Raw genomic sequence first — 26,194 nt, 5'->3', positions numbered from 1 at the left:
GATTCGGGTCTGGTTCAGGGGCGTGCCAACTCCCGTTTGTACGTATCGATGGCGCGCTGCCGGGCAAACGCATGATCGATCATGGGAGCCGGGTAGCCAAAGCTGTTGAATTCCGGCACCCATTTACGAATGTATTCGCCTTTGGGATCGAACTTCTGCGCCTGTAACGTGGGGTTGAACACCCGGAAATAAGGAGCCGCATCAACGCCCGACCCCGCAGCCCACTGCCACCCGCCGTTGTTGGCCGCCAGATCGAAATCGCGGAGTTTCCGGGCAAAGTACGCTTCGCCCCATCGCCAGTCGATCAGCAGATGCTTGATACAAAAGCTGGCTACAATCATCCGGACGCGGTTGTGCATCCAGCCCGTCTCGTTAAGCTGCCGCATGCCCGCGTCGACAATGGGGTAACCCGTTTCGCCCGCACACCACCGCTCAAACTCCGCTTCGTTGTTACGGAACTGAATACGGTCGTACTCGCGCCGGAAAGCGTGTTTCTCTACGTGTGGAAAATGATCGAGCACCTGGAAATAAAAATCACGCCAGGCCAGCTCCTTTAGAAACGTCAGCGATGTTGCTTTAGCCTGCCGGGCCAGGTCACGGATGCTGATGGTGCCGAACCGCAAATGAATACCCAGCTCGCTGGTACCGGCCTGGGCCGGATAATCGCGCATTTTCTGGTAAGCCTGCAGCAACTCGGCCGAAACCGTTGGTTTAGGATACGACTCGCCCAGGGGCTTGAAATTCATCGCTTCCAGCGTCGGAATCTCGGGGGGGGCAATCCGATAAACGTGTTGGAAGTAGGACTCGGTTGGGTAAGACTGAAGCTGAAAATCGTCCAGTTTGTTCAGCCAGTTGTTACTGTAGGGCGTGAAGACGGTATACGGCGATCCACTGCCGGTCAGCACTTCGTCATGGTCCAGCAGCGCGTGGTCTTTACTGGTATAGAACTCGATACCCCGTTCGGCCAGCCGGTCACGAACCTGGGCGTCGCGCTCTTTGGCGTATACTTCGTAGTCGTAGTTGGCGTACACCTCCGCTACGGTATATTCCTGGGTCAGCTGCTGCAACACGTCGAGCGGTTCGCCGTAGCGGGCTACCAATCCCGACCCCATCGCCATGAGCTCTTTGTTGATCCGGTGAATTTCGGTGTGAATAAACTCGACCCGCCGGTCGCGCCGGTCTTCGAGCCGATCCAAAATCAGCCGGTCAAATACGAACACGACAAGAACAGGGTAGCCACTTTTCAGCGCGTAATAGAGCGCGGCATTATCGTGCAGACGCAGGTCGCGCCGGAGCCAGCAGAGGGCAATGGGTTGGGGCATTGTACAAGACGGATTATGGCATGCCAACCGCTCGTTTTACTGAAATGTTTGACAAAAAACGGGTAGAACCCCGAGCCGTAACGCGGCCAGTATGGCCTGCGGTGGGACTGGTTCTACCCGTTTCTACCAGCGCGTAACGCTGTTATTCTGGCTGGAAGCGCAGCCGGACGGTATGCAGCTCGGCGGCATCGCTACCGTACCCTGCCAGCTTCTTACCGGTCAGCTGCTTCACAAGACTATTATTTATCTGCTCATTCTGGCTGAATACCTCAAGCTGACACAGCTCGTTATCGGCATTGACCCGGAATTGAATCACAACAACACCCGGCCGCTGACTTGGTCTCAGCGCGTCGGGATAAGAAATGTACTTCGCTAACTGCTGCTCCATCGTGACTTTGGGAGCTTTGGTTTTGCGGGTTTTTGTCGGCGTAGCGTAGGCTTGCGTCGCCAGGAAGCCTACCAGCGTAAGAAGAAAAAGGGACTTTTTCATGACTTCGTTATTTTACAGATGAACAATGCCCACTCGCCCAAATCCCTCTGCCGAGTCGTAAGGACTAATGTTATGTCAATATTACTCAAATATTAACCCAATGTTATCAAAATGTGAATAAAAATTTTCAGCGGTCAGTAAGTTTCTTCCTGCATCAACAGCTAAGCTACGTTTGTTCCCGTGATTTTGGGCACATACATACCCTTTAGAGGTGTTTTACGCCCATCACCCGGCTTTTACTTCCTTGTCGATCAGTTCTCCAATGTTACCCAAATGTTAACAAATTAGTCGAGTGGACTTAACATTGGGATAAAATAGACCTACGCCCGCCTGCATCAGGCAGTCACCTGAGCCGTAGTGTAGCCGGTATGGGGTAACAGCTATTCTTTATCTTTAGCGGTACCAACCCCTCCTGCATGAAAACGCCTGCCCTTTTCCTGATTTGTTACATTACCTCCATTGCTCTGTTTGCCCAGATCGATCCCGCCCGCGTAACCATTGCCCGCGACGCGTATGGGGTACCGCACATTTTTGCCCAAACTGACCCTGAAGTAGCTTATGGGCTGGCCTGGGCCCATGCGGAAGATGATTTCAAGACCATCCAGCTGCTGGTACTCCCCGCCAAAGGCATGCTGGGGCGGCATCTGGGGAAACAGGGGGCCACGGCCGATTACGTAGTCGAGTTGCTCCACGCTCCCGAACTGGTAAAGGAACGGGGCGAAACAGCACTGGATCCCGACTTCAGAGCCGTACTTACCGGCTACCTGCAGGGCCTGAACGATTACGCCCGGGCGCATCCGGCCGAGGTGCTGGTTCGCGGATCGTTTCCGGTCACGCTGAGCGATTACCTGAAGGTATCGGTGTTATCGCTGTCGGTTATATCGGGCGTAGACCAGGCGCTGCAGCGCATCTACGGCAATCAGGTACCGCTGGTCGACTTCATGAAAAACACCGGCTCCAACGCCATTGCTGTTCACCGGAACAAAACCACCGAAGGCCAGACCATGCTGGCTATCAACTCCCACCAGCCGCTCGAAGGGCCCGTGGCCTGGTACGAAGCCCACTTGTGCAGCGAACAGGGCTGGAACGTATTGGGAGGCCTGTTTCCGGGCGGAGCAACGATTTTCCACGGGGTCAACGAGCACCTTGGCTGGGCCCATACCGTAAACTACCAGGACAAAATCGACATCTATCAGCTCCAGACCGACAAGGCCCATCCTAACCAGTATTTCTTCGACGGGCAATGGCTGCCGCTGGAGGAGAAGCGGGTTCGCCTGCGGGTCAAAGGCATTCCCGTAGCCATCGGCCGGAAAGCTTACTGGAGCCAGTACGGCGCTACCATCAAAACCAAACGGGGCTGGTTTGCCATCCGGACCGGTGCCAATCAGGAATTGCGGGGTCTGCAGCAGTGGTACCGCATGAACAAAGCCCGTTCGTTTTCCGAGTTCCGGCAGGCGCTTACCATGACGGCTATTCCGGGCTTCAACATCGTTTATGCCGATGCCGATACGATCTATTACGTCAGCAACGGCAAGATTCCCTATCGGAACCCGGACTACGACTGGAGTGGCACCTTGCCCGGCAATACCTCACGCACCCTCTGGACCCGCTTCCGGCCGCTGGCTGACTTTCCGCAGTACCTGAACCCACCCGGCGGCTATCTCTTCAACATGAACAACACCCCTTTCAACGCTACCGCGCCGGCCGATAACCTCGACCCCGATGCGTTTGACCGGACCATGGGCTACGAGCGCTGGAATACGAACCGCAGCGTCCGGTTCGGCGAGCTAATCAGCCAGTACGACAAGCTCAGCTACGCCGACTTCAAACGCATAAAGTACGATCTGCAACTTCCCAAACGGCTCTCGTACGCCCAGGGCCCCGACGCCAATGCCCTCTTCGAGCTAGACCCCGATGCGTATCCGGATATTCGGGACCTGATCTACACCATACGCACCTGGAACCGGCAGGCCACCGTCAACAGCCAGGGTGCGGCTGCCTTCCTGGTTTTTTATCGCTACTGGCAGGATAAGCTCAGCAAACAGACAACGGAAAAAACGGTACTCACGGCCGACGAATGCGCGGCCGGACTGCGCCATGTGCAGGCCTATCTCCGGAAACACTTCGGCCGGACCGACATCGCGCTGGGCGATTACCAGAAACATGTTCGGGGCAAAACCGAGCTGCCGATCTGGGGGATACCCGATGTACTGGCCTCCATATACGCCAGCCCCTACCGGCAGGGCCAGGTTCGGAGCAGCCAGGGCGAATCGTACATTTCGCTGGTGCGGTTTCCCCGGACGGGCCTGCCGCTGATCGAAACCATCAACTGTTTCGGCGCGTCGGGCCGTCCCGATAGCCCGCACTACACGGATCAGATGGCCTTGTTTGCGGCTCAAAAAACCAAGCCAATGACGCTGGACAAGCAGGAGGTACTGCGCACGGCCAAACGCATCTATCACCCCGGCCAGTAGCGAACCATCAGACGGTAGCTACGTTTCTGCGGCTGTATTTTTTCCGGTATTCAAGTGGCGTAAGTCCGGTAATTTGCTTGAATACTTTCCGGAATGTTTTTACATCATTGTAGCCCGCGTTGTACATCAGTGAGGTTACATCATCTGCGTTTTTTTCGAGCGCTTTTTTGGCTGATTCTATTTTGACGCGCTGCAAATATTCAAGCGGTGTATTCTGCGTCGCATTTTTAAACCGGCGAATAAAATTCCGCTTGCTCATATTGGTTTGTTCGGCAATCTGATCGACGGAAATAGGCCGGTGGTAATTTTTTTCGATGAAGGTCTGTGCCTTCAGAATGGCCTCGTCTTCGTGTTGCCGCTGGCCCTGAAAAACAACAAAATAAGCCTGACTGGACCGGTCGAGATCGATGTTGAACATACGGCTCACCCCGATACTCACTTCGTGCCCGCAGAACTTCTCGATCAGGTACAGAATCAGGTTCCACGATAGTAAAGCCCCGCCACTGGTATAGATGCCATCCCGATCCGTCACGACGGCATCGGCCAGAACCTGCACATCGGTATAGCGTCGCTGCATGTCATCGATGGCCATCCAGTGCGACGTACAGGCTTTTCCGGACAGAATACCGGCTTCGGCCAGCAGATAACTACCCAGACACAGACTGGCAATCTCGATACCGGCTGCGTGTTTGGTCCGGAGCCAGTCCAGCATACCGGCTTTCCCGGCCAGGGCCAGATCGGGGCTTCCGTAGAAGGCAGGCACCAGGATAAGATCCGTATCTGTTACCTCATCCAGCGTTTTGTAGCAGATCAGTTGAGCGGGTACGTTTAGTTGAATATGCTTCGATTTTTCGCTGACCAGTTCCAGACTGAATGCCGGCGATTTGCCTAATTGCTGCAAATACCCATTGGTAGCCAGCAGCAAGTCGATAGCGCCGGAAACCGACGACAAAACCGCATCTTCGTAAACAAGTAACGAAATTCGTTTCATAATTTTTTCAGGAATAGAGAAAGAAAAGGCGCTTTTCAGCTGCGCTGTACAGACACTCTAAAATACGAATTTATGCGCTACTTTCCATCCATTTTTCGGACCAGAATAACCGAAAAACGGGCCGTTGAATAGATCTTTTCCGAACGCAAAAAAGTCGTCTTCAGGCGGGCTGAAGACGACTTTTCGGAATGCGTTTCTGGTATGATGAAGCTCTGATGATCAGGCGGTTTCCAGCTCACGCTCGGTTTTGCGGGAACGGGAGCGGTCGTGCTGTAACCGGAGCAGGATACGCTCTTTGATCCGCATCCAGCGCTCGTACAGTTTCGACTCTTTCAGGAAGTTCCAGTTCTCGGTTTTCTGTTCCGGTTTCTTATGCTCTTCCGGATCGTAGAGCATACCGGTGCAGAGGCAGTGCTTGCGGTTGGTACGGGTCAGAATATCGAAATTGGCGCAGGTCTGGCAGCCTTTCCAGAAGGCCTCATCACCTGGCAATTCGCTGAGCGTAACCGGCTGATAACCAAGATCGGAGTTGATCTTCATTACGGCCAGGCTAGTGGTAATACCAATGATCTTGGCGTTGGGAAAGCGACTCCGCGACAGCTCGAACGCCTTGGCTTTGATGCGCGTAGCTATGCCGCTCTTCCGATGCTCGGGACGAACAATAAGGCCGGAGTTGGCTACGAACTTACCGTGTTCCCAGGTTTCGATATAGCAAAACCCAACCCATTCGCCCGCCAGCGTAGTGGCCACAATGGCCTTACCTTCGAGCATTTTTTCCATAACGTAAATGGGCGAACGCTTGGCAATACCGGTTCCCCGGGCCTTGGCGCTTTCTTCCATTTCGCGGCAGATTGTTTCGGCCAGTTGCAGGTGGTTTTCGCTGGCAACCTGCACCATGTATTGATCGTTGACTATTTCGGGCGTTATCATCGTCGTTTATCAGGCGGGTATGAGCCGCAACGCGGAGACGGTGTGATCCGTAGGGGTTACAAAAAAAGTTAGAAAAAAAGACGAGGGGAGTCCACCACGTAGGCAGACAGAGCTATATGGTCCTTTCGGACCTAAACCGAAATGGCGTAGTATGGAAGAAGGTCGGTATGAAAACGAGCTTGGCCATCGGTTGTGCGCAAATAACGCGGACAATGTTCGGGATATTATCCGGGTCGTGCAATAGATTAAACGGTTTTTTTACAGGATAGTTCGCAACTGGCAAAAACATAAGTCCACGACAGCGAGTACAGCTAGTTCGCGGCATCACGAATCATGCCGATCCGCTGTCAACGTTACGAATGGCTCCGTCTTTTACCCCGCCTGCTTATGCCCTGACACTCAGCCAGAGCCGACCGCTTCGCTACGGTGTTTTTTTCTATCTGTACGTCATGCAGGGCATTCCGTCGGGCTTCTACCTAACGGCGCTGGCCAACTATTTTACGGCCGAAGGGGTCAGCCCCGACCGGGTCGGTTCGTTCATTGCCATCATCGGATTGCCGTGGGCGTTTCAGTTTATCTGGGGTCCGCTCATCGACCGTTTTCAGCACTCGCCCCTGGGCCGTCGCAAGCCCTGGGTGGTGGGGTCGCAGCTGATGACCGTGCTGGCTTCCTGTAGCTTACTGGCCGTACGTAATCCGGTGGCCGACATTGGCCTGCTGGGCTGGTTGTTCTGCGCCCGGAGTGTATTTGCCGCCATTCAGGACGCCAGCGTCGATGCCATGGCCATTACCGTTATTCCTGATGACGAACGGGGCCGCGTCAATGCCTTCATGCGAGCCGGGTTTCTCATCGGTACCGGCATTGGGGCGGCCGTTTTTGCCGTACTCCTGCGCCGATACGGGTTTCATGGGGCGGCCCTGGCGCAGGTGGGCTGTTTGCTGACAGGCGTCCTGCTGATGCTGTTCATCCGCGAACGACCCGGCGATCAGCTGTTTCCATCCTGGACCCGGCGCAGCAGCCAACGCCCGCCGAAACCGGTTGTCCGCCAGGCTGAGCAGCCTGACTATACGTTCCGCTGGCTGATAACCGAGTTGTTCAGAGGACTTCTCTCCCGACAGAGTATCCTGCTGTTCGGCGCTATCCTGATGGCTTATACCAGCGTATCGCTCTTTGCCCGGGCTTATAATCACCACCTGATCGACAACTTGGGTTGGAAAGACGAAGACCTGTCGGTACTGACGGGGACGTACGGCATGGTGGTCGCTACCATCATTGCCCTGACCGGCGGGTATCTGGCCGACCGGGTCGGAGCGCGCCGACTGCTGGTGCTGATGGTATTCATGGTTGCCCTCTATCTGCTGGGGTTCAACCTGCTGTCGGCGCAGTGGATACAGCGGCCGCTGGCCCAGACGGGGCTGGTCGCCCTTTATTTCATGGACCCGGCCATCAGTGCGGCCGCCATGCCCGTTCTGATGGCCATTTGCCGGAAAGGCGTCGAAGGCTCCCAGTTTACTACCTACATGGCTTTCGTGAACCTCTGCGACATTGCGGGTACGTTTCTAGCGGGCAATGCCCTGCTGCATCTGGCGGCTCCGACCATTGGGTTGGGGGCCGGTTTACTGGCGGCAGGGGCGGCTACTATCCTGCTGCTCACAATAAGACGGGCTGGCTCCAGGTGAGTCTGGCACGTTATGAATTTGCTGCGTAGCTTGCGATGGACCAACCGTACGGCCATGCTTACCCTCCGCAAAAATCTTTACCGGATTCTGGAAACCTCGACGGGCAAACGCCGGGGTATCAGCCTGATTTTTAACAGCGTACTACTGTCGATCATTACGCTGAACGCTCTTGCCATCGTGTTGCATACGGTGCCCGATTATAACCGGCGCTACGAACGGCTTTTCTACGACTTTGAGCTGTTTTCGGTCGGGTTCTTTACAATCGAATACCTGGTTCGGCTGTGGGTATGCGTCGAGAACGAGCGGTACCATCACTGGTTCTGGGGACGGCTTCGGTACATTGTCTCGACCCGGGCTATTATCGACCTGCTGGCTATTTTCCCGTTCTACTTTACGCTGTTTGCTACCGACCTGGCCGTTGTGCGGATTCTGCGCCTGTTCCGCATTTTCCGGCTGTTTCGTATCTCGAAATACTCGCATGCCTTCCGGGTCATTGCGGCCGTCATCAACGATAAGAAAGAAGAGCTGATTCTGGTGCTCACCTTCGTGGTGTTCATGCTCATCATCGTATCGAGCGTCATGTATTATGTAGAGCACCCCATTCAGCCCGATAAATTCAGCAGCATTCCGGCTACGATGTGGTGGGGGGCCAGCGCCATGACCACCGTCGGTTACGGCGACGTTTACCCGGTGTCGCCCCTGGGTCAACTCATTGGTGGTCTGTCGGCTATGATGGGCATTATGCTGTTTGCACTACCAACCAGTATCCTGGTATCGGGTTTCTCGGAACACATGCGAACCCGCAAAGGCAGCCCCCGGCAACGCTGTCCACATTGTGGAGCGGAGATTTGAAATCCGCCCCCGACCTGCTAACTTGCAGTATGGAAAATTTCGTGGTCTCGGCCCGCAAGTACCGCCCCGCTACCTTCGATACCGTCGTGGGTCAGGAGCATATTACGACTACCCTCAAGAATGCCATCAGGACCAATCATTTAGCCTCGGCGTTTCTTTTCTGCGGGCCGCGCGGGGTTGGCAAGACCACCTGCGCCCGGATTCTGGCCAAGACCATCAATTGCCAAAACCTGACGCCCGAGGGCGAAGCCTGTGACCAGTGCGAGTCGTGCGTCAGCTTTTCTCAGAATGCTTCCTTCAATATTCACGAACTCGACGCGGCCTCGAACAACTCGGTCGAGGATATCCGGAACCTGATCGATCAGGTACGCTATCCACCCCAGTCGGGCAAATACAAAATTTATATCATTGACGAGGTGCACATGCTCTCGTCGGCGGCTTTCAACGCCTTCCTGAAAACACTGGAAGAGCCGCCGGCCTACGCCATTTTCATTCTGGCCACCACCGAGAAACACAAGATTCTGCCCACGATTCTGTCGCGCTGCCAGATCTTCGATTTCAACCGGATACAGCCGGAACACATTGCCGGGCATCTGGCCAAAATAGCCAGCCAGGAAGGCATCACCGCCGAATCCGAAGCGCTGGACCTGATTGCCCAGAAAGCCGACGGCGGCCTGCGGGATGCGCTGTCGATGTTCGACCTCAACGTAACCTTCGCAGCCGACCGAATCATTCGGTACAAGGACGTGCTGGACAACCTGCACATTCTCGACTACGACTACTACTTCAAGCTGACCGATCTGCTGCTGGCGGGTAACCTGCCGCAAAGCCTGCTAACGGTCGATGAAATCCTGCGCAAAGGATTTGACGGTCACCAGTTCATCGTTGGCCTCTGCCGCCACTTCCGCGACCTGCTCGTCTGTAAGGATGCGGCCACGGTTCAGCTGCTTCAGGTAACGGAAAACGTTCGGCGGCAGTACCTCGACCAGGCGGCCCGCGCCCCCATGTCGTTTCTGCTGTCGGCCCTCAGCCTGGGCGGTCAGTGCGACATGAACTACAAAGCGGCCAAAGACCAGCGGCTGCATACCGAACTGTGGCTGATGAAGCTGGCCAACCTGCGCAACGTACTGGACTGGGAAGCTATACCGACCCTGTCGACAAACGGATCGCACCCGGCCAGCCACCCTGCCAGCGGAGACCCCGTTGGCGAAAAAAAAAACGACGGACCGATACGCAGCCAGCTACAGCCCACGCCTGATAGCCCCGCACCCGACCCACCCGTCCTGATCGAGTCACACCCGTTTACGAGCGAACCCGTCAATGGATACCACCCGGCAACGCCCGCCAACGGCCAGCCGGCCAGCCCAACCTCGTATGCGCCCCCCGTCCCTGACCGGCGACCGGTCGAGCCGGTGCCCGTAGCCCCCGTTCCGGTTACCGCTACCGCCGACCGCCCGACCAAGCCCGCCCTGGTTCCGCCAGCGCGACCCGCTACCAGCAAGCTTCGGTCGACGGTGCCGCTGACCACCACCATGGCCCGGCCAGCGACCGAAGCCGAGACCGACACTCCGGCAGCCCCCACCCGCCCCGACAAACCGTTTGATTTCGATCAGCTACGGTCAGCCTGGGTGTCGTTTGCCCGGCTTCGCCAGCAACAGAATGACTCGGCCAGCGAACAGCTGATCCTGAACCGCGACATTGAACTCGACGGCTTGACCGTTCGGCTAACGCTCGACAACACCCTGCAGGTAGGCATCCTGAACGACTTCAAAGTAGAGCTGGTCACTTACCTGCGCAACCAGCTCCAGAATAGCCAGGTACAGGTTGAACACGAAGTCAGACTTCAGGAAGTGAAGAAAATGATTTACAGCCCGCAGGATAAGTACAACTACCTGGCCGAGAAAAACCCGGCCCTGCACGACCTGCGTCAGGCCCTCAACCTGGAGGTCGACTACTAACCGGAAGCTACCGAAATCAACGCAGCAACGGGGGACTTCCGTACGAAAAGGCATTTACTTGCCCCGGGCCTCCCGGATCAGCGATTTGTACTGCGCTACGGCCAGCGCCTTTTTGTAATACAGCTTTGCCGTTTGCTGGTTGTTGCTGCGGGCCGCAATGCGGGCCAGACCGGCATAGGCCATGGCCTGATACTCCTTCGTATAGGCCGCATTGACCGGTTGCCGGAGGGCGACCTGGTACGCGCTGGCCGCTTCTTTATCGTCGCGGTCGGCCTGCTCGGCCAGTATCCCATCGAACGTATACACGGCCAGGGGCAGCAACTGCTGGTTGCTCATCTGCTTCAGGCGCTGTACATAGGGCCGCGCTTCGGCATAGCGACCAGCCAGCAACAGGGCTTCGGCGTTGATCATCCCGAATAACGGGTTATTGGGGTATTTATCGGCCAGATATTTGGTAAACACAACCGCCCGGCCCGGCTGGGTTTCGTGTTTCAGGAGCACATGCGCCAGGTAATAGTTGGCACCGGCCCGCATGAACAGCGCCCGTTTGGCAGCAATCTCCATCTGCTTCAGGCCCAGGGCCATATCGCCGTCATCGAAAAATACCATAAACGGCCGCACAACCGGATGATCGATGGGGTAGCGCTCTACGTAATAGTTGTACAAACCCGTTGTAAAATAAAAGTCGGGGTTTTTGTCCGTGAGCCGGAAACCATCTTTCAGGTACCCGTACGATTTGCGCGACTCCCCGACGGCCTTAATCGTTTCATTCTGGTTGTTATACAGCGCGGCCAGGTAGCTGTGCGCCGTCAGCGCAAAGAAGATACCTTCCGGATCCTTATCGTTTCGGTCGAGCAGGCGCTTCGACAGGTCGAGACCCTGCCCAACCGCCTGTATGAACTGGGCTTTAGCCGCCGGGTTCTCGTGAATGGGCACGTATTGCAGTTCCAGCTTGGTAGCCAGCAGGATAGGCCCGATCGGATGCTGCGGATAGCGGGCGCGAATCTGCCGGATCTGTTCATCAGCCTGGGTAAACTCCATGCTATAGATATTGTCCAGCACGCGCTGAACGGTTTGCTGGGCGGCCGGGTCGGTCAGCACCTGGGCCGGAGCCAGTCCGGGCAAAACCAGCAGCAGGAGCCCGATGAAGAAGCGAAAATGTACAGAGAACGGTGTCAACGTATAGCGGTTGATTCTGTACGGCCGGAACCGTACTTTTGTTGAGTGCGTATTATCTAACGAGGGCTATACGCAAAAGTTTTCATTCATGATTCAGTACGAACAGTTTACGCTGGACAACGGCCTCCGGGTGTTTGTCCATGAAGACGCCACCACTCCCCTGGCCGCTGTCAATATACTTTACAACGTCGGTTCGCGCGACGAAGATCCCGGCCGGACCGGATTTGCGCACCTGTTCGAGCACCTGATGTTCGGCGGTTCGCAACACATCCCGAGCTACGACGAGCCGCTGCAACGCGTTGGGGGCGAGAACAATGCTTTTACCAGTCCCGATATCACCAACTATTACATCACGCTGCCAGCCGCCAACCTCGAAACCGCCTTCTGGCTCGAGTCGGACCGGATGCTGAGTCTGTCGTTTGACCCCCAGGTGCTGGAGGTGCAACGGAAAGTGGTCATCGAAGAGTTCAAGCAACGGTATCTGAATCAACCATATGGCGATGTCTGGCTGAAGTTGCGCCCACTGGCTTATCAGCAACATCCATACCAATGGGCAACCATTGGCAAAGACATTAGCCACATCGAAAACGCGACCCTCGACGACGTGCGGGCTTTTTTCTTCCGCTACTACCTGCCCAACAACGCGGTCCTGGTCGTAGCCGGCAACGTAACCGTCGAAGAGGTCAAACAGCTATGTGCCCGCTGGTTTGCGACTATTCCGGCCGGGGCTCCTTATGTGAGGCAGCTCCCGCAGGAAGCGGTGCAGCACGAAGCCCGCAAACTGGAAACCAGCGCTAAAGTACCGCTCAACGCACTCTACAAAGCCTGGCACATGCCGGGTCGCTTCGAGCCGAACTTCCAGACCACCGACCTCCTCAGCGACATGCTGGGCCGCAGTAAATCATCGCGTCTGTATCAGCAGCTCCTGCGCGACAATCCGCTCTTCAGCAACATAGGCGCGTACATCACCTCGTCGCTCGATCCCGGCCTGCTGGTCGTACAGGGTACGCTGAACGAAGGCATCTCGCTCGAAGAAGCCGACGCAGCTGTTGAGTCGGTTATTCAGGAGTTTATCGATCAGGCTGTTCCGGACGAAGAGCTGACCAAGGTGAAAAACCAGGCCGAAGCCACGCTGGCCTTCTCGGAGGTCGAGTTGCTGAACCGCGCCATGAACCTGGCCTACGCGGCCAACGCGGGCGATCCCGAACTGGTTAACCAGGAAGCCGCCCACATTCAGGCCGTCACACCCGACGATGTGCAGCAGATGGCCCGGCAGGTACTGCGTCCCGAGAATTGTTCGACTTTATATTACCGCGTTGCATGAAAATCCGGGTCGGACAGGGCTACGATGTCCATAAACTCGTAGCAGGTCACCCGTTTTGGCTCGGCGGCATTCAGATTCCGCATACCCACGGCGCCTTTGGCCATTCAGATGCCGACGTTGTCTGCCACGTTTTATGCGACGCCCTGCTGGGGGCCGCCAACATGCGCAACATCGGTTATCACTTTTCCGATAAAGACCCGCGCTGGAAAGGCGTCGACAGTAAAGTGCTGCTGGCCGAAGTGCTGCGGATGGTGCGGGAAGCGGGGTACGAAGTCTCGAACGTCGACGTAACGGTTGTACTGCAGGAGCCGAAGCTGAACCCGCACATCCCGGCGATGAAAACCTGCCTGGCCGGGGTCATGCAAATTCCGGAAGACGACATATCCATCAAAGCGACCACCTCCGAACACCTGGGCTTCGTAGGTCGGCAGGAAGGCATAGCCGCCCACTGCGTAGCGCTAATTTACAAATAACGCGTATTTGTGCATCTATACGTATTTGCTTCATCATTTTAGACTCTGGTTTTATGCTAGTTGAATTCAGCGTCGCCAATTTCCTGTCAATAAAGGAACGCCAGACCTTACGGATGGATGCATCAGGCATCAGCGAGTTTCCCGAACGTGTCTTTGAAGCCGGCCGACAAAAATTACTGAGAAGTGCGGCTATATACGGAGCTAATGCCAGCGGCAAGTCGAATTTGCTGAAGGCTATTGGCGATATGGTCTCTATCTTACGGACCTCAGCCCAACGCCAGTCGACTGATGAAATTGTGGTTCAACCATTTTTACTAAACACTGAGACGGCAAAGCAGCCTAGCTACTTTGAAGTTGTCTTTTTAATTGAACAAAGCCAGTTCCGCTATGGATTTGAGGTAGACGCAAATGCGGTGAAGGCAGAATGGCTTTTTGAAGCAAAGAAATTACAAGAGAGAGTACTTTTCATTCGCGATAATGACACAATAGAAGTATCAAAAGATTTTAGGGAGGGCCGGGGCCTTGAAGAAAGAACACGCACTAATGCTTTGTTCTTATCAGTCTGCGATCAATTTAACGGGCCATTAGCTAAGCAAATCGTGAGTTGGTTCAATCATGTTCTTTATACTTCTGGAATTGATCATGATAAATATCGTAAACACCTACTAAGACTTATTGAAGCCCCCACCGTTAAAGATGAGTTGACAGCTATTGTCAATAATATGAACTTTGGTTTTTTGAACTTTACTCCCCAAAAAGGGGAAATGGATAAAGATTATCTGTCAGGGTTCTCGTTAGAAAATCAACAACTTTTTTATGACCTCCTGAGTGGCAAGCAAACAGTAGCGATTAAGACAATACACAAACAATACAATGCTGATAATTTATATATAAATGATGTCGAACTTGATTTAGCTCAAAATGAGTCATCCGGTACAAATAAGTTTTTCGACCTGTTAGCCCCAATTTATTTAGCTATTGAGCGTCATGGAATACTAGTTATTGACGAACTCGACGCTAAACTCCATCCACTTCTTACACAGGCCATTATCCGACTGTTCAACAACCCGGAAACCAACCCAAAAAACGCGCAACTGATTTTCGCCACTCACGATACAAACCTGCTTACCGACGGGCAATTTCGGCGCGACCAGATCTGGTTTACCGAGAAGGACCAATACGGAGCCACCTGTCTGTATTCGTTGGTCGAGTACAAAGAAGAAGACGGTACTAAAGTCCGTAAAGATCGGTCATTCGAGACGGACTATATCCAGGGCCGCTACGGGGCTATTCCCTACATTGGTGACTTCTCCAAACTGTTTCAGCATGGCCCGGGTAGCGAAAATTGATAATGCCAGCAAAAAACGGTTTGAACGACAGGAAACCAAACGTCTTCAGAACGCGCGTCCGAAACGGCGCTTTTATCTCATTGTCTGCGAGGGCACTAAAACCGAGCCTTTGTACTTTGAAGGCTTAAAAAAGAACCTTCCGCCCCACGTGCTGGAATTAATTGACCTGTCGATTGAGGGAACAGGCCGAAATACGTTGGGTGTCATCAACGAAGCACTTAAAGCAAAAGCCCGTATTGAAAGTCAGCCGGGGCGCGTAATCGATGAGACTTGGACGGTGTTCGACCGCGATAGCTTCCCCAACCAAAATTTTGATAATGCTATTGCCAAAGCTCAGGAACTGGGGGTATATTGTGCATGGAGTAACGAAGCCTTCGAGCTTTGGTACCTCCTCCATTTTCAGCACTTTCAGCAGGCTATCCGCCGGGAACACTACCAGAAATTGCTGGAGAAGGAGCTTAGTCGATGCATGGGTAAATCGTATCAGTATGACAAAAACAGTCAGGATGTATACAATCTACTAAAGCAGTTCGGAAACGAAGAACAGGCAATTAAACGAGCCAGGCAGTTGGAACAGCAGTTTGCAGGACGAACAGACTATGCTAATCATAACCCCTGTACTCGGGTATATGCTCTAGTGGAACGATTGCGCTCACAGATCCCTCCGAAATTATCCTCATAAATTCACTATAACCGAATTATTCGCTAAAGCATGGTTAATCGCCTGGTTCAACTAATACCATTCTCCCTCGCCCTCATTATGCTGAACGCCCCGATTGTGCGGGCTCAGAAACCGGCCGATATGCCGCTGGGGTTCGAGGAGTACGATCCGGTATCGACGCTGAAGGTACCCGAGCATAAGCTGACCCGCGCCAAGTTTCCGTTTATCGATGTGCACAACCATCAGTTCCAGATGGACAAGGCCGACCTGCGGCCGCTGGTGGCCCAGATGGACAGCCTCAACATGCAGGTGATGGTAAACCTGAGCGGGCGCGGCTGGGGCAACGTAGCCGAAAATACCCGGTTCTTTACCGCAGCGGCCACCAATATCCAGAAAACGAATCCGAAACGGCTTATCCTGTTCTCCAACATCAACTTCGATGACATTGGCAAGGCGGGCTGGACCGATGAGGCCGTAAAAACGCTCGAGGCCGACGTGAAAGCCGGAGCCAAAGGGCTGAAGATTTACAAATCGCTGGGTTTTAGCGTGAAAGATGAAAAAGGCCAGCGCATTCGGGTCGATGATCCGCGACTGGACCCGATCTGGGCCAAATGCGGACAGCTGGGCATTCCGGTGCTAATCCATACCGCCGACCCGAAATCGTTCTGGGACCCGATGGATCGCTATAATGAGCGCTGGCTCGAACTCAAACTCCATGCCGGCCGCAAACGCTCGCCCAATGACCCCGTTCCCTGGGAGAAGCTCATTGCCGAACAGCACAACGTTTTTCGGAAGCACCCCAAAACGACCTTCATCAACGCACACATGGGCTGGTACCCCAATGACCTGGCCAAACTGGATAGCCTGATGCAGGTATTCCCGAACATGAACGTCGAGATTGGAGCTGTCATTGCCGAGCTGGGCCGTCAGCCACGGGCCTCACGCCAGTTCTTCGAGAAGTATCAGGACCGGATTCTGTTTGGTAAAGACAGCTGGGTGCCGAGCGAATACGCTACCTATTTCCGGGTGCTTGAAACCAACGACGAGTACTTTCCTTACCACAAAAAATACCACGCGTTCTGGCGTATGTACGGCATGGGACTGCCCGACGAGATTCTCAAGAAAATCTATTACAAGAATGCATTGCGGATTATTCCGGGGCTGGACAAAAGCCAGTTTCCGCAATAAGTACCATTGATGTGTTACTATAGGTCAAGTCATACCGTCGTATTTACCAAAGGAAACCCGATGACCCTGCTTCGCCACTGTTTTTTCTATCTGTTCGTCCTGATCGGCCCGTTATCCGCCCGGGCGCAGAACCTGTCGACCGACGACTTTGAGCACCAGCTGAAGAAAACGCCCGGCGCCCAGCTCCTCGACGTCAGAACCCCCGGTGAATTCGGCGGTGGCCACCTGCCGGGCGCTACGAACCTCGATTTCCGGAACCCCGCTTTCGGACAGAATCTGACAGCCCTTGACAAGACCAAACCCGTCTATGTCTACTGCCTCTCGGGCGGGCGCTCGGCCGAAGCGGCCAAACTGATGCGCGAACAGGGGTTTTCATCGGTCTATGAGTTGCAGGGCGGCTATCTGAAGTGGACCACCAAACTGAAACCGATCGAAGGGGCCAAAGCCAGCCCGACTGCCAAAGCCGTTACCCCTGCCGAGCTGAAAGCGTTATCGGCCAGCAATCGGCTCGTCCTGGTCGACTTCTATGCGCCCTGGTGTGCGCCCTGCCAGAAAATGATGCCGATCATGGAGCAGCTGCAAACCCAGTACGCAGGTAAAGTGCTGGTGGTTAAAGCCGATGCCGACGCCAGCAAAGCCCTGATGCAGGCCTATCAGGTCGACGAAATTCCGACCCTCCTCCTGCTCAAACAGGGCAAGCTGACCGAGCGGCTGATCGGCCTTCAATCGGCTGCTTACCTGACCGACCTGCTCGATAAAAACCTGTGACCCGCCGTCAATGATCATTACCCGAATCAACCTCTACGCCTACAACATCCCGCTTAAAGCCCCTATTGCTATTTCGCTGGGCACCATTGACAGCGCCCGGAATATACTGGTCGAAATTCAGACCAGCGACGGGCTGACGGGCTGGGGCGAAGGGTCGCCGTTCTGGATGATCGTTGGCGAAACGCAGGCATCGGGTATGGCGGCTGCACAGGATATGGCCCGGCTGCTGCTGAACCGCAACCCGCTCGATATTGAAGGATGCGTAACCACACTGACGCGCTATCTGCCCGGCCACGTCACCACCCGATCGGCCTTCGACATGGCCCTGTATGACCTGGCTGCTAAAGCCGCCAACATGCCGCTGTACCAGTTTCTGGGTGGCTCCCGGCGCTCGCTGGTCACGGACGAAACGATCTATATCAACACCCCCGAACGCATGGTCGACGACGCGCTGCGGATCCAGGCTAACGGAGCGGAAGCGATCAAAGTTAAGCTCGGTACCAACCGGGTCGACGATATCCGTCGGGTAGAAGCCATTCGAACCGCTATCGGCGACACCACTCCGATCCGGACCGATGCCAACCAGGGCTGGGACGTGGTCACTGCACAGGCCGTCCTGCGAACCATCGGCGGCTGGAACGTACAATATTGCGAACAGCCCATCCGGCGACACGACATTGCCGGTTTGCGACAGATTCGGCGCAGTTCGCCGGTACCGCTCATGGCCGACGAAAGCCTGTTCGATGCTACCGACGCCATCCGGCTCGTTCGGGATGAAGCGGTCGATTATTTCAACATCAAACTGGCCAAAAGCGGAGGAATCTTTGACGCGCTGGCCATTAATGCCATTGCCGAAGCCAGCGGCATTGCCTGCATGATTGGCTGTATGTCGGAGTCACGGCTGGCGCTTACGGCCAACGCGCACTTCGCAGCAGCCCGGCAAAACGTTCGTTTCTGTGACCTCGACGCCTGTTTTGAGCATGCTATCGACCCCGTACAGGGCGGTATCGTATACCGGGGCTACCAGATCGAGCTGTCTGACGCGCCCGGTATCGGTGCAGAGGTTGACCCCGCGTTTCTGAGCAGGCTGGAAACAATCGCCATCAGCAGCAGTACGGCCTTATGAATACCATCCCGCCTGACCGCCGGTTTGCGCTGCTTTTCGCCCTTGTCACCGGGCTGGAGCTGGTGGGCGATCTGGCGCCGATCCGGTGGCTGCACTACATCAGCAAGCCGCTCATTGTTGGGCTGCTACTGGCCTGGTCATGGCGGCACCGGCGGGTTGGCGGACTACCGATGACAATCTTGCGTGTTAGTCTGGTTTTTGCGCTGCTGGGCGATGTGTTCCTGATGATCCGGGAAGTCGATCTGTTTGGCCTCGGGCTGGCTTCGTTTCTGATCATGCAACTCGGCTACTGCGTTGTGTTCCGAATGCGGGGAGCAGGGCAGTCCGTTTCGCTACCGACGGCTGGTCTGCTGGCGCTGCCGTTCGTCGTCTACGCAGGCATTTTTCTGCTGATTCTGCAGCCGACGTTCCGAACCACCCCCGCCCTGAACGGCCTCTGGACCCCGGTTGTTGTTTATATTGTTTGTATCAGCACCATGGGCCTGCTGGCTGCGCTACGCCGGGGACAGCCGGGCTACGGCCCCGTACTGATCGGGGCGCTGCTGTTCATGGCGTCAGACTCGGCCATTGCGGTCAATGCCTTCCTAACGCCTTTTGCCGGAGCCACTGTATTCATTATGAGTACGTACGCAGCGGCCCAATACCTGATCGTTACCCATATTCACCCCACCCAATGATTACTATTACACTAGCTCAGACAGATGACGACCTGCGCGGCATACTGGCCCTGCAACAAAAAAACCTTGTTCGCCACCTACCGGCCGATGTGCAGGCCAACCAGGGCTTCGTCACCCTTCAGTATAGCCTCGACCAGATGCAGCAGATGCACGCCGTGGCCCCGAGCGTTGTAGCCAAAGATGGCGACCAGATTGTGGGTTACGCCATTACCTCGGCGCCCGAGACACGTGCGTTCATACCGGAGCTGGGCTCTCTCTTCGACCAGATCGACTCGCTGACCTACGAGGGGCAGCTGCTGAGTCAGTACCCCTATTACGTGATGGGGCAGGTTTGCGTGGCTGACACTCACCGCGGCCAGGGTATTTTCGACCGGCTTTACGAGCACCACCGGGCTATGTACAGCCACCGCTACCGGATGCTCATTACCGACATCTCGATTCGGAATACCCGCTCCTTCCGCGCGCATGAACGTGTGGGGTTCCGCCCTGTTCACCAGTTCTACGAACCCGGCGCGGGCGAAACCTGGATCGTTGTTGTGTGGGACTGGCAGTTGCCGGGCTGAGTGGGTAGAAACAAACCCGGCCCGCGTTCTTTCCTGATAAAATCCCTTTCACCGATTTATTGGCCTGTTCCATGCGTTTCGTTCTTCCGTTCCTGCTCGTAACGACTACCCTGCTCGCTCAGACCCGACCACAGGTTTTTACCCCCGCCCGCACACCCACCGAGGCTGGTTTCTCGGCTGAGCGGCTCAAGCGGCTCGACACCTTCCTGCAAGGGTTAGTTGACCAGGGTATTGCCCCCAATGCGGTTACGTTCGTGGCCCGTCGGGGTAAAGTGGTTCATTACAAAGCGTTCGGATACAGCAACCTGGAGAAGAAGACGCCCCTCAAACGCGACGACATCTACCGCATTGCTTCGCAGTCAAAAGCCATTACGACGGTAGCGCTGATGACACTGTTTGAAGAGGAACGGTTTCTGCTCGATGATCCCATCAGCAAGTACATACCGGCGTTTAAGAATCCTAAGGTACTGGTTCGGTACGACCGCAAAAACCCCACCGGTGGCAGCTACGAGACCCGGCCGGCCCGGAGTGAGATCACCATTCGTCAGCTGTTGAGCCATAACGCCGGTATTCCTTACGAACACCCCCTCGATCAGCGACCGGAGTTCAGGGTGCCGTTCTTCAACTCGACCGCGCCCGACAAACTCGAAGACGCCATAAACCGGCTCGCGGCCCGCCCCCTACTCAACGACCCCGGCACCGACTCGACCGGCAAAGGCTTCGTTTACGGCCTCAACACCGACATCATTGGGCGGCTGGTTGAGGTGCTGGCCAACAAACCCCTCGATGTCGTCCTGCGCGAACGGGTACTCGACCCGCTGGGTATGACCGACACCTATTTCTACCTCCCGCCCGGCAAGAGCAGTCGCCTGGTTGAACTGTACGACAAAGGCAGTGCCGATAAACCGCTGGTGCTGCACCCAAATGAAACCTACCGGCAGTATGCCGTTTCGGGAGCCAGGACCTATTTCTCGGGTGGTGCGGGCCTGGTCAGCACCGTAGAAGACTACGCCCGGTTCTGCCAAATGCTGCTCAACGGCGGCACGTTCAACAACCGGCGCATCCTGGGTCGGAAAACCGTTGAGATGATGGTTCGTAATCAGATCGGCGCGGCCGAGGTCTGGGATCGGCGCGATAAGTTCGGGCTGGGGTTTCAGCTCATTACCGAAGGCACCCACTATGGCGATCAGGCTACGCCGGGCGCCTATACCTGGGGTGGTATGTATTGTTCGGAGTTTACCATCGACCCCAAAGAAGAACTGATTCTGCTCGTTTTCACCAACGTTCAGCCCTACGCCCACTACAGCGACTTCGTCCGCAAGTTCCGCACCGCCGTTTATCAGGCCCTGGACTAGATTTCATATAGCCAGTTGACGGAACTTGACTGAAAAGCATTGGAGACAGGTATTTTTGCCCTTATCTTTTTCCAACCGATGCGTAAAAAAATTGCTCTTATCGTAGTGGGGGTACTGGCCGTTCTGCTGGTCTGGCAGTGGGAGTATGTCAGCTATGGCTACAGGCAGGCCAGGGGTCAGCTCCGAATCATGCTCAACACCCAACCGGTGGCGGAGGTGCTGGCCAACCCGGCCTACCCCGACTCGTTGAAACAGAAAATAGAACTTATCCGCGAAATCAAGCGTTTTGCCATTGATTCGTTGCGGCTCGATCCATCGGGCAGTTACGAATCGTTTTACGATCTGAAAGGCCAGCCGCTGATGTGGATGCTGATTGGATCTGAAAAATACAGGCTTGTACCGGTCGAATATCACATTCCGATATTGGGCACGTTTTCGTATAAAGGCTTTTTCGACCGCGACCGGCTCACAGAAGCGGATACGGCCTTACGAAAGCAAGGGTACGATACCCGAATCAGTGAAGTAGCGGCCTACTCGACATTAGGATTTTTTAAAGAACCTATCCTGTCGAATATGCTCTCCCGAACGGAAGGTAGCCTCGCTGAACTGATCATTCACGAGCTTACTCACGGCACGCTCTTTGTGAAAGATAACCTGGAGTACAACGAAAACCTGGCCGATTTTGTGGGCGAGTACGGTGCCCAGCGATTTCTGGCCCGGAAGTACGGCGTTAACTCTACTATTTATAAAGACTATCTGGCATCAAAAGTGTACTACGAGCGCTACGACGATCACGTCTTGCGCGGTACCCGGGCGCTCGACAGCCTGTATGGAACGTTTAAACCCCAGACGGCCGAGACAGTCAAAGATTCGTTGAAGTGGAAAATGATCCGGCAAATCGTCAGTTCGGCGGATACATTGACTGATGAGCGAAGTCTTTCAGGCGTTCGTTCAGTAAAAAAGAGACAATTGAGCAAACTAAACCTACCGAATAATGCGTATTTTATTGGCTACCTCACCTACCGGAAACAGCAGAATCGGTTCCGGCAGGAGTTTGAAAGCCAGTTCAACAGCGATTTCGGGCGGTATCTGACATACCTGAAACAAACCTATCCATCTTTGTAAGTGAGGTCCGGCCAACGGGCTGTTGTTGCTATGAAGAAGTATTTGATTGGTCTTGGTGTTATTTCGGTGCTGGCAACGGGCTTTACAGCACTGAATAGCTACCGGCGTGTGGTCAACACGAGCTTTGGGCCGGGCGAACATCTGGAGTACCGGGTTCACTACGGGTTTCTGAACGCTGCCGAAGCCATCGTAGACGTTAGTCCAACCCTGTACAAAGTAAACGACCGCGCCTGCTACCGCGTCAACGTTGACGGGCGGACCGTAGGGGCGTTTGACCTCGTTACACGGATCCGCGATACCTGGCGGTCGTATATCGATACGTCGGCCATCCTGCCCCAGAAATTCTATACCAGCCTTCAGGAAAACAGCTACCGCAAGGAAGAAAACATTACGTTCAACCACGCAGCCAATACGGTAAAAGCGGAAGAGCGGACCGAGCGCGATACCTTTAAGGTACCCGATAATGTACACGACTTCATCAGCGGCTACTATTTCCTGCGGACGATCGACTTCAACCACATGGCGAACGGGCAGGTGCTCGAAGTACCCGCTTTCTACGACGATACGGTCTATAACATGAAGGTGCGGTATCGGGGCAAAACGGTCGTTAAAACCAAACAGGGCAAAATCAACGTAATCCGGCTCAACCCGGTATTGCCCCAGAACAAGCTCTTTAAAGACGAAGAGTCGATCCGGATTTTTGTGTCCGACGATACCAACAAAGTACCTGTCAAAGTTGAGGTAGATCTGTGGGTGGGGTCTATGGTGATGGATCTGCGCCAGAACAGCGGTCTCAAACAGCCCTTACGCTTCTTCTAGGCCACTGGCAAAAGCCTGTTCCAGCTAATCTGAAAGACCGTCCAACCGTCGGAGTCGGTACGGAGCGAAAACGGAAATCCGTGGTTGAGCAGAATCTCCCGCGTGAGCGTCAGGCCAATACCCTGCCCGTCGGCTTTGGTGCTGAAAAACGGGTTGAACAGATCAGCCGCTACCGAAGCCGAAATGGGTTGCCCGTTGTTTCGAACCTGTACCTGCTGATCGGTTAGTCGCAGTTTAACGACCTGCCCCGGCTGGCAGGCTTCCAGCGCATTTTTAATCACGTTGACCAGCACCTGCTCCAGCTGTCCGACATCGATCGGCGCGTAGACCGGCCTGTCGGGTGCAACCGCCGACAGGCTAACCCCCCGTTTTTGGGCCTGTGGCTGCATCAGCCGCACCACATTCTGAACCAGTTCAGCCACGTCGGCCCGCACTGGGCTGGGAACCGGCAGCCGTACTACGTCGGCAAACCGGCGCATGAACAGGTTCAGCCGGTCGTTTCGCTCGATGGCGACGCGCACCGCCTGCCGGATGTCGGCATCCGAAATTTCGGGTTCGGCAATGGTCAGAATAGAGTTGACGGCGCCGATAGAGTTATTGACCTCGTGCGCCATCATGCGGATCACCTTCCCGTAGGCCTTCTTCTCGGTCTCGACGATCTCGGCCGTTAGTTCTTCAATGAACAGAAACTGCCGCTCGAACCCCCGGTCGATGAACTTCCCGCGCATGGCCCGGTAGGTTTCTACTCCGGCCAGTTTGATCGTATGCGGCTGATCGGGAGGAAGGGCGCTCAGCTGGGTCAGCAAAGGATGCCCCGTGGCCGATAGCGGTTTAGCCAGCAGGTCGTGATCCGATAGCTTCAGCAGCTGACGGGCCTTCGGGTTGAGGGCCGATACGCGTTCATCGAAGTCGAAAATAAGTAGGGCAATCGGCGACGCGTCGATCAGTTTGTTCAGGAAGAACTGCTGCTCGGCCTGCCGCGTCCGTTCGTGACGCAGTTGATCGATCATCAGGTTATACACCCGGATCAGTTCGTCGACCTCTTCATTGCCCGTCGGAACGAACTTGATGGTAAAGTCTTTTTCACGAATGGCCTCGATACCCGACGCGATAAAAGCCGATGGTTGCTGGAAGGTGCGATACAGGCGAATGGCCACGTAGAGCGACAGGATAATGAATACTTCGGACGCAATGAACAGGATTTTATGCTCTTTCAGCAACTGAAATACCAGCCCGACCAGCACCGCATGAACGGCCAGCATATAAAGCAGGTAACGCGTTTGAAAATTGAGGTGCATATCGTCTAAACGAGCCAGGGCGGGCAATATACCCGGTACCAGCCCGGATCGGTACGGGCCCGACTGCCGCTGGTTATGGCCTTTAATCGTCGGTATTGTAGGCAATGCCGTACTTTTCGAGTCGGCGGTAGAGAGCAAACCGGGTGATACCCAGCGCCCGGGCCACGTTGGCGACCCGGTTATTATGAAAAGCCATAGCCCGCTGAATCATCTGAAACTCCATCTCCTCGAGTGTCATCGTTCCTACGGCCGGCATGCCAGCATTCGCTGCCAGACCCGCCGGGCGCGAACCCAGCGGGGTAACGTGCTTCTCGAAATCAGCTACGGTCAGGGTGTCGGCGGGGGCCAGGAGCACTGCCCGTTCCACGATGTTTTTCAGCTGGCGGATGTTGCCGGGCAACGACAAGCCTTTCAGCCACTGCAGCGCGTCCTTACCGACCTGTAATGCGGGTCGGTTATAGAGCGTTTTCAGGTTGTTGATGAAGAACGCTACCAGTTTTGGAATATCGGCCGGGCGCTCACGCAGGGCCGGAAGCCGTACGGTAATCAGGTTGATCCGGTAGTACAGATCCTCACGAAACAGGCCCTGGCTGACCATTTCTTCGAGGTTGCGGTTGGTGGCGCAGATGACGCGCACGTCAACGGTTCGGGTCTTGCTGCTGCCAAGCGGTTCAAATGTCCGGTCCTGCAATACCCGCAGCAGCTTGACCTGGGCGGCCGGGTCGAGGTCGCCGATCTCATCCAGAAAAATGCTGCCTTTGTGGGCCAGCTCGAACCGACCCACCCGGTCGGACCGTGCATCGGTGAAGGCACCCCGCACATGACCGAATAGTTCGCTCTCGAACAGGGTGCTCGATATACCGCCCAGGTTGACTTTAATGAACGGCTGCCGCTTCCGCCGGCTATTCTGATGGATAGCTTCGGCGATCAGTTCCTTGCCCGTACCGCTCTCGCCCGTGATCAGGACCGGCGCATCCGTTGGGGCTACCCGCCCAATGGTCTCCAGCACCTCGAGCAGCCGGGGGTCTTCACCCACAATCGTATCGAACTGAAACCGCTCGTCCAGCTGACGCCGGCCCGCCGAGACCGGCTCGCCCCCAGAACGACCGGTACCGGCCAGCTGCAGCGCCGTCTGAACAGACTGAAGCAGGTGGTCATTTTGCCACGGCTTGGTAATAAAATCGCTGGCCCCGGCTTTCATACCGGCTACGGCCAGATCGATACTACCCCAGCCCGTAATCAGGATGACCGGCACGCCCGGTACGCGCTCCCGGATGTACCGCAGGAGCCGCAGCCCATCATCGCCCGACGTATCGACCGAAAAATTCATGTCGAGCAGAATTACTTCGGGAACCTCCTGCTCCAGCACCTCCCGCGTTTCAAACGGCCCGTCGGCCACGCGCACAGCGAAGCCTGCCTTGCGAAACAGCAAAGACAAAGACGTTTGAACAGCGCTATCGTCGTCGATAATGAGGAGCATATAAATCGTTGAGAACGAATTGATTTCAGCAAAACCGGAATGCCTTTATTCCAATGATTGCAGTGTCATAGTGGGGTGTTTAACGGTAAATGGCGCTCTTTGCGGGCTGGAGA

23 protein-coding genes are annotated in these 26,194 nt (G+C 55.3%); 16 read left to right on the top strand and 7 right to left on the bottom strand.

Translation table 11 applies throughout. The features are described 5' to 3' along the window. Positions 1 to 14: 14 nt before the first annotated feature. Complete coding sequence (locus B1C80_RS09330) at positions 15 to 1,322, bottom strand: deoxyribodipyrimidine photo-lyase (RefSeq protein ID WP_077920798.1); 1,308 nt, start codon at positions 1,320 to 1,322, stop codon at positions 15 to 17. A 142-nt stretch (positions 1,323 to 1,464) separates the two neighbouring features. Next, positions 1,465 to 1,812 (bottom strand): hypothetical protein, encoded by a 348-nt coding sequence (locus B1C80_RS09325; RefSeq protein WP_077920797.1) that lies wholly within the window; start codon positions 1,810 to 1,812, stop codon positions 1,465 to 1,467. Between the two features lie 416 nt (positions 1,813 to 2,228). On the opposite strand from B1C80_RS09325, the gene B1C80_RS09320 reads away from it, so the two are divergent. After that, positions 2,229 to 4,286, top strand: a complete 2,058-nt coding sequence (locus B1C80_RS09320; RefSeq protein ID WP_077920796.1) for a penicillin acylase family protein — start codon at positions 2,229 to 2,231, stop codon at positions 4,284 to 4,286. 7 nt (positions 4,287 to 4,293) lie between these two features. Here B1C80_RS09320 and B1C80_RS09315 read toward each other — a convergent pair whose 3' ends face one another. Continuing rightward, on the bottom strand, positions 4,294 to 5,277 hold the full coding sequence (locus tag B1C80_RS09315; RefSeq protein ID WP_077920795.1) for a GlxA family transcriptional regulator: 984 nt from the start codon (positions 5,275 to 5,277) through the stop codon (positions 4,294 to 4,296). Positions 5,278 to 5,496: 219 nt separating this feature from the next. Continuing rightward, positions 5,497 to 6,207 (bottom strand): GNAT family N-acetyltransferase, encoded by a 711-nt coding sequence (locus B1C80_RS09310; RefSeq protein WP_077920794.1) that lies wholly within the window; start codon positions 6,205 to 6,207, stop codon positions 5,497 to 5,499. Positions 6,208 to 6,566: 359 nt separating this feature from the next. Between B1C80_RS09310 and B1C80_RS09305 the strand changes: the two genes are divergently transcribed. Genes B1C80_RS09305 through B1C80_RS09295 form a run of 3 tightly spaced genes read left to right on the top strand, consistent with a single transcriptional unit; the run spans position 6,567 to position 10,696 of the window. After that, positions 6,567 to 7,886, top strand: a complete 1,320-nt coding sequence (locus tag B1C80_RS09305) for an MFS transporter (RefSeq protein ID WP_077920793.1) — start codon at positions 6,567 to 6,569, stop codon at positions 7,884 to 7,886. Positions 7,887 to 7,940: 54 nt separating this feature from the next. After that, the gene (locus B1C80_RS09300) at positions 7,941 to 8,738 is read left to right on the top strand and encodes an ion transporter (RefSeq protein WP_077920916.1); all 798 of its coding nucleotides are present in this window, start codon (positions 7,941 to 7,943) and stop codon (positions 8,736 to 8,738) included. A gap of 29 nt (positions 8,739 to 8,767) precedes the next feature. Then, on the top strand, positions 8,768 to 10,696 hold the full coding sequence (locus B1C80_RS09295; protein WP_077920792.1) for a DNA polymerase III subunit gamma/tau: 1,929 nt from the start codon (positions 8,768 to 8,770) through the stop codon (positions 10,694 to 10,696). Positions 10,697 to 10,750: 54 nt separating this feature from the next. On the opposite strand, the gene B1C80_RS09290 is transcribed toward B1C80_RS09295, so the two are convergent. Further along, positions 10,751 to 11,875: a hypothetical protein gene (locus B1C80_RS09290; RefSeq protein ID WP_236648699.1), complete on the bottom strand. Its 1,125-nt coding sequence runs from the start codon at positions 11,873 to 11,875 to the stop codon at positions 10,751 to 10,753. Positions 11,876 to 11,963: 88 nt separating this feature from the next. Here B1C80_RS09290 and B1C80_RS09285 point away from each other — a divergent pair, with 88 nt between their 5' ends. From B1C80_RS09285 to B1C80_RS09230, 12 genes are all read left to right on the top strand, one after another. Further along, on the top strand, positions 11,964 to 13,199 hold the full coding sequence (locus B1C80_RS09285) for a pitrilysin family protein (protein WP_077920914.1): 1,236 nt from the start codon (positions 11,964 to 11,966) through the stop codon (positions 13,197 to 13,199). After that, complete coding sequence (ispF, locus tag B1C80_RS09280; protein WP_077920791.1) at positions 13,196 to 13,672, top strand: 2-C-methyl-D-erythritol 2,4-cyclodiphosphate synthase; 477 nt, start codon at positions 13,196 to 13,198, stop codon at positions 13,670 to 13,672. Before B1C80_RS09285 ends, ispF begins: the two co-directional genes overlap by 4 nt. Before the next feature lie 53 nt (positions 13,673 to 13,725). After that, positions 13,726 to 15,021: an ATP/GTP-binding protein gene (locus tag B1C80_RS09275; RefSeq protein WP_077920790.1), complete on the top strand. Its 1,296-nt coding sequence runs from the start codon at positions 13,726 to 13,728 to the stop codon at positions 15,019 to 15,021. Continuing rightward, the gene (locus B1C80_RS09270) at positions 14,999 to 15,703 is read left to right on the top strand and encodes an RloB family protein (protein ID WP_077920789.1); all 705 of its coding nucleotides are present in this window, start codon (positions 14,999 to 15,001) and stop codon (positions 15,701 to 15,703) included. The genes B1C80_RS09275 and B1C80_RS09270 overlap by 23 nt, the downstream gene beginning before the upstream one ends. A 78-nt stretch (positions 15,704 to 15,781) precedes the next feature. Further along, the gene (locus tag B1C80_RS09265) at positions 15,782 to 16,870 is read left to right on the top strand and encodes an amidohydrolase family protein (protein WP_201723561.1); all 1,089 of its coding nucleotides are present in this window, start codon (positions 15,782 to 15,784) and stop codon (positions 16,868 to 16,870) included. Between the two features lie 60 nt (positions 16,871 to 16,930). Further along, on the top strand, positions 16,931 to 17,638 hold the full coding sequence (locus B1C80_RS09260; protein WP_077920787.1) for a thioredoxin domain-containing protein: 708 nt from the start codon (positions 16,931 to 16,933) through the stop codon (positions 17,636 to 17,638). 10 nt (positions 17,639 to 17,648) lie between these two features. Next, the gene (locus tag B1C80_RS09255) at positions 17,649 to 18,764 is read left to right on the top strand and encodes a mandelate racemase/muconate lactonizing enzyme family protein (RefSeq protein WP_077920786.1); all 1,116 of its coding nucleotides are present in this window, start codon (positions 17,649 to 17,651) and stop codon (positions 18,762 to 18,764) included. Then, positions 18,761 to 19,441: a lysoplasmalogenase gene (locus tag B1C80_RS09250; protein ID WP_077920785.1), complete on the top strand. Its 681-nt coding sequence runs from the start codon at positions 18,761 to 18,763 to the stop codon at positions 19,439 to 19,441. Before B1C80_RS09255 ends, B1C80_RS09250 begins: the two co-directional genes overlap by 4 nt. Next, positions 19,438 to 20,004 carry a GNAT family N-acetyltransferase gene (locus B1C80_RS09245; protein WP_077920784.1) on the top strand — a complete coding sequence of 189 codons (567 nt, stop codon included), beginning with the start codon at positions 19,438 to 19,440 and terminating at the stop codon, positions 20,002 to 20,004. Before B1C80_RS09250 ends, B1C80_RS09245 begins: the two co-directional genes overlap by 4 nt. A 71-nt stretch (positions 20,005 to 20,075) precedes the next feature. Further along, a complete protein-coding gene (locus tag B1C80_RS09240; RefSeq protein WP_077920783.1) occupies positions 20,076 to 21,359 on the top strand; it encodes a serine hydrolase in 1,284 nt (427 codons plus the stop codon). A 78-nt stretch (positions 21,360 to 21,437) separates the two neighbouring features. Beyond that, positions 21,438 to 22,484: an aminopeptidase gene (locus tag B1C80_RS09235; RefSeq protein WP_077920782.1), complete on the top strand. Its 1,047-nt coding sequence runs from the start codon at positions 21,438 to 21,440 to the stop codon at positions 22,482 to 22,484. Between the two features lie 30 nt (positions 22,485 to 22,514). Further along, the gene (locus B1C80_RS09230; protein WP_077920781.1) at positions 22,515 to 23,303 is read left to right on the top strand and encodes a DUF3108 domain-containing protein; all 789 of its coding nucleotides are present in this window, start codon (positions 22,515 to 22,517) and stop codon (positions 23,301 to 23,303) included. Here the strand turns inward: B1C80_RS09230 and B1C80_RS09225 are convergent. Continuing rightward, positions 23,300 to 24,706 (bottom strand): PAS domain-containing sensor histidine kinase, encoded by a 1,407-nt coding sequence (locus B1C80_RS09225; protein WP_369822686.1) that lies wholly within the window; start codon positions 24,704 to 24,706, stop codon positions 23,300 to 23,302. The genes B1C80_RS09230 and B1C80_RS09225 overlap by 4 nt on opposite strands. Further along, positions 24,684 to 26,081 (bottom strand): sigma-54 dependent transcriptional regulator, encoded by a 1,398-nt coding sequence (locus B1C80_RS09220; protein ID WP_077920779.1) that lies wholly within the window; start codon positions 26,079 to 26,081, stop codon positions 24,684 to 24,686. The genes B1C80_RS09225 and B1C80_RS09220 overlap by 23 nt, the downstream gene beginning before the upstream one ends. Positions 26,082 to 26,194: the final 113 nt, after the last annotated feature.

The sequence above is a fragment of the Spirosoma sp. 209 genome (assembly GCF_002006735.1).
Taxonomy (GTDB): Bacteria; Bacteroidota; Bacteroidia; order Cytophagales; family Spirosomataceae; genus Spirosoma; species Spirosoma sordidisoli.
The sequence above is the reverse complement of the archived record's forward strand: the minus strand, read 5'-3'. Positions and strand labels throughout refer to the sequence as shown.

Bases quoted from the DNA above. Each gene is read 5' to 3' on its own strand.
- B1C80_RS09315 (WP_077920795.1), bottom strand. From the start codon at position 5,277: ATGAAACGAATTTCGTTACTTGTTTACGAAGATGCGGTTTTGTCGTCG.
- B1C80_RS09300 (WP_077920916.1), top strand. From the start codon at position 7,941: ATGCTTACCCTCCGCAAAAATCTTTACCGGATTCTGGAAACCTCGACG.
- B1C80_RS09230 (WP_077920781.1), top strand. From the start codon at position 22,515: ATGAAGAAGTATTTGATTGGTCTTGGTGTTATTTCGGTGCTGGCAACG.
- B1C80_RS09295 (WP_077920792.1), top strand. From the start codon at position 8,768: ATGGAAAATTTCGTGGTCTCGGCCCGCAAGTACCGCCCCGCTACCTTC.
- B1C80_RS09305 (WP_077920793.1), top strand. From the start codon at position 6,567: ATGGCTCCGTCTTTTACCCCGCCTGCTTATGCCCTGACACTCAGCCAG.
- B1C80_RS09270 (WP_077920789.1), top strand. From the start codon at position 14,999: ATGGCCCGGGTAGCGAAAATTGATAATGCCAGCAAAAAACGGTTTGAA.
- B1C80_RS09265 (WP_201723561.1), top strand. From the start codon at position 15,782: ATGCTGAACGCCCCGATTGTGCGGGCTCAGAAACCGGCCGATATGCCG.
- B1C80_RS09235 (WP_077920782.1), top strand. From the start codon at position 21,438: ATGCGTAAAAAAATTGCTCTTATCGTAGTGGGGGTACTGGCCGTTCTG.
- B1C80_RS09220 (WP_077920779.1), bottom strand. From the start codon at position 26,081: ATGCTCCTCATTATCGACGACGATAGCGCTGTTCAAACGTCTTTGTCT.
- B1C80_RS09310 (WP_077920794.1), bottom strand. From the start codon at position 6,207: ATGATAACGCCCGAAATAGTCAACGATCAATACATGGTGCAGGTTGCC.
- B1C80_RS09285 (WP_077920914.1), top strand. From the start codon at position 11,964: ATGATTCAGTACGAACAGTTTACGCTGGACAACGGCCTCCGGGTGTTT.
- B1C80_RS09260 (WP_077920787.1), top strand. From the start codon at position 16,931: ATGACCCTGCTTCGCCACTGTTTTTTCTATCTGTTCGTCCTGATCGGC.
- ispF (WP_077920791.1), top strand. From the start codon at position 13,196: ATGAAAATCCGGGTCGGACAGGGCTACGATGTCCATAAACTCGTAGCA.
- B1C80_RS09245 (WP_077920784.1), top strand. From the start codon at position 19,438: ATGATTACTATTACACTAGCTCAGACAGATGACGACCTGCGCGGCATA.
- B1C80_RS09325 (WP_077920797.1), bottom strand. From the start codon at position 1,812: ATGAAAAAGTCCCTTTTTCTTCTTACGCTGGTAGGCTTCCTGGCGACG.
- B1C80_RS09330 (WP_077920798.1), bottom strand. From the start codon at position 1,322: ATGCCCCAACCCATTGCCCTCTGCTGGCTCCGGCGCGACCTGCGTCTG.
- B1C80_RS09250 (WP_077920785.1), top strand. From the start codon at position 18,761: ATGAATACCATCCCGCCTGACCGCCGGTTTGCGCTGCTTTTCGCCCTT.
- B1C80_RS09255 (WP_077920786.1), top strand. From the start codon at position 17,649: ATGATCATTACCCGAATCAACCTCTACGCCTACAACATCCCGCTTAAA.
- B1C80_RS09320 (WP_077920796.1), top strand. From the start codon at position 2,229: ATGAAAACGCCTGCCCTTTTCCTGATTTGTTACATTACCTCCATTGCT.
- B1C80_RS09275 (WP_077920790.1), top strand. From the start codon at position 13,726: ATGCTAGTTGAATTCAGCGTCGCCAATTTCCTGTCAATAAAGGAACGC.
- B1C80_RS09240 (WP_077920783.1), top strand. From the start codon at position 20,076: ATGCGTTTCGTTCTTCCGTTCCTGCTCGTAACGACTACCCTGCTCGCT.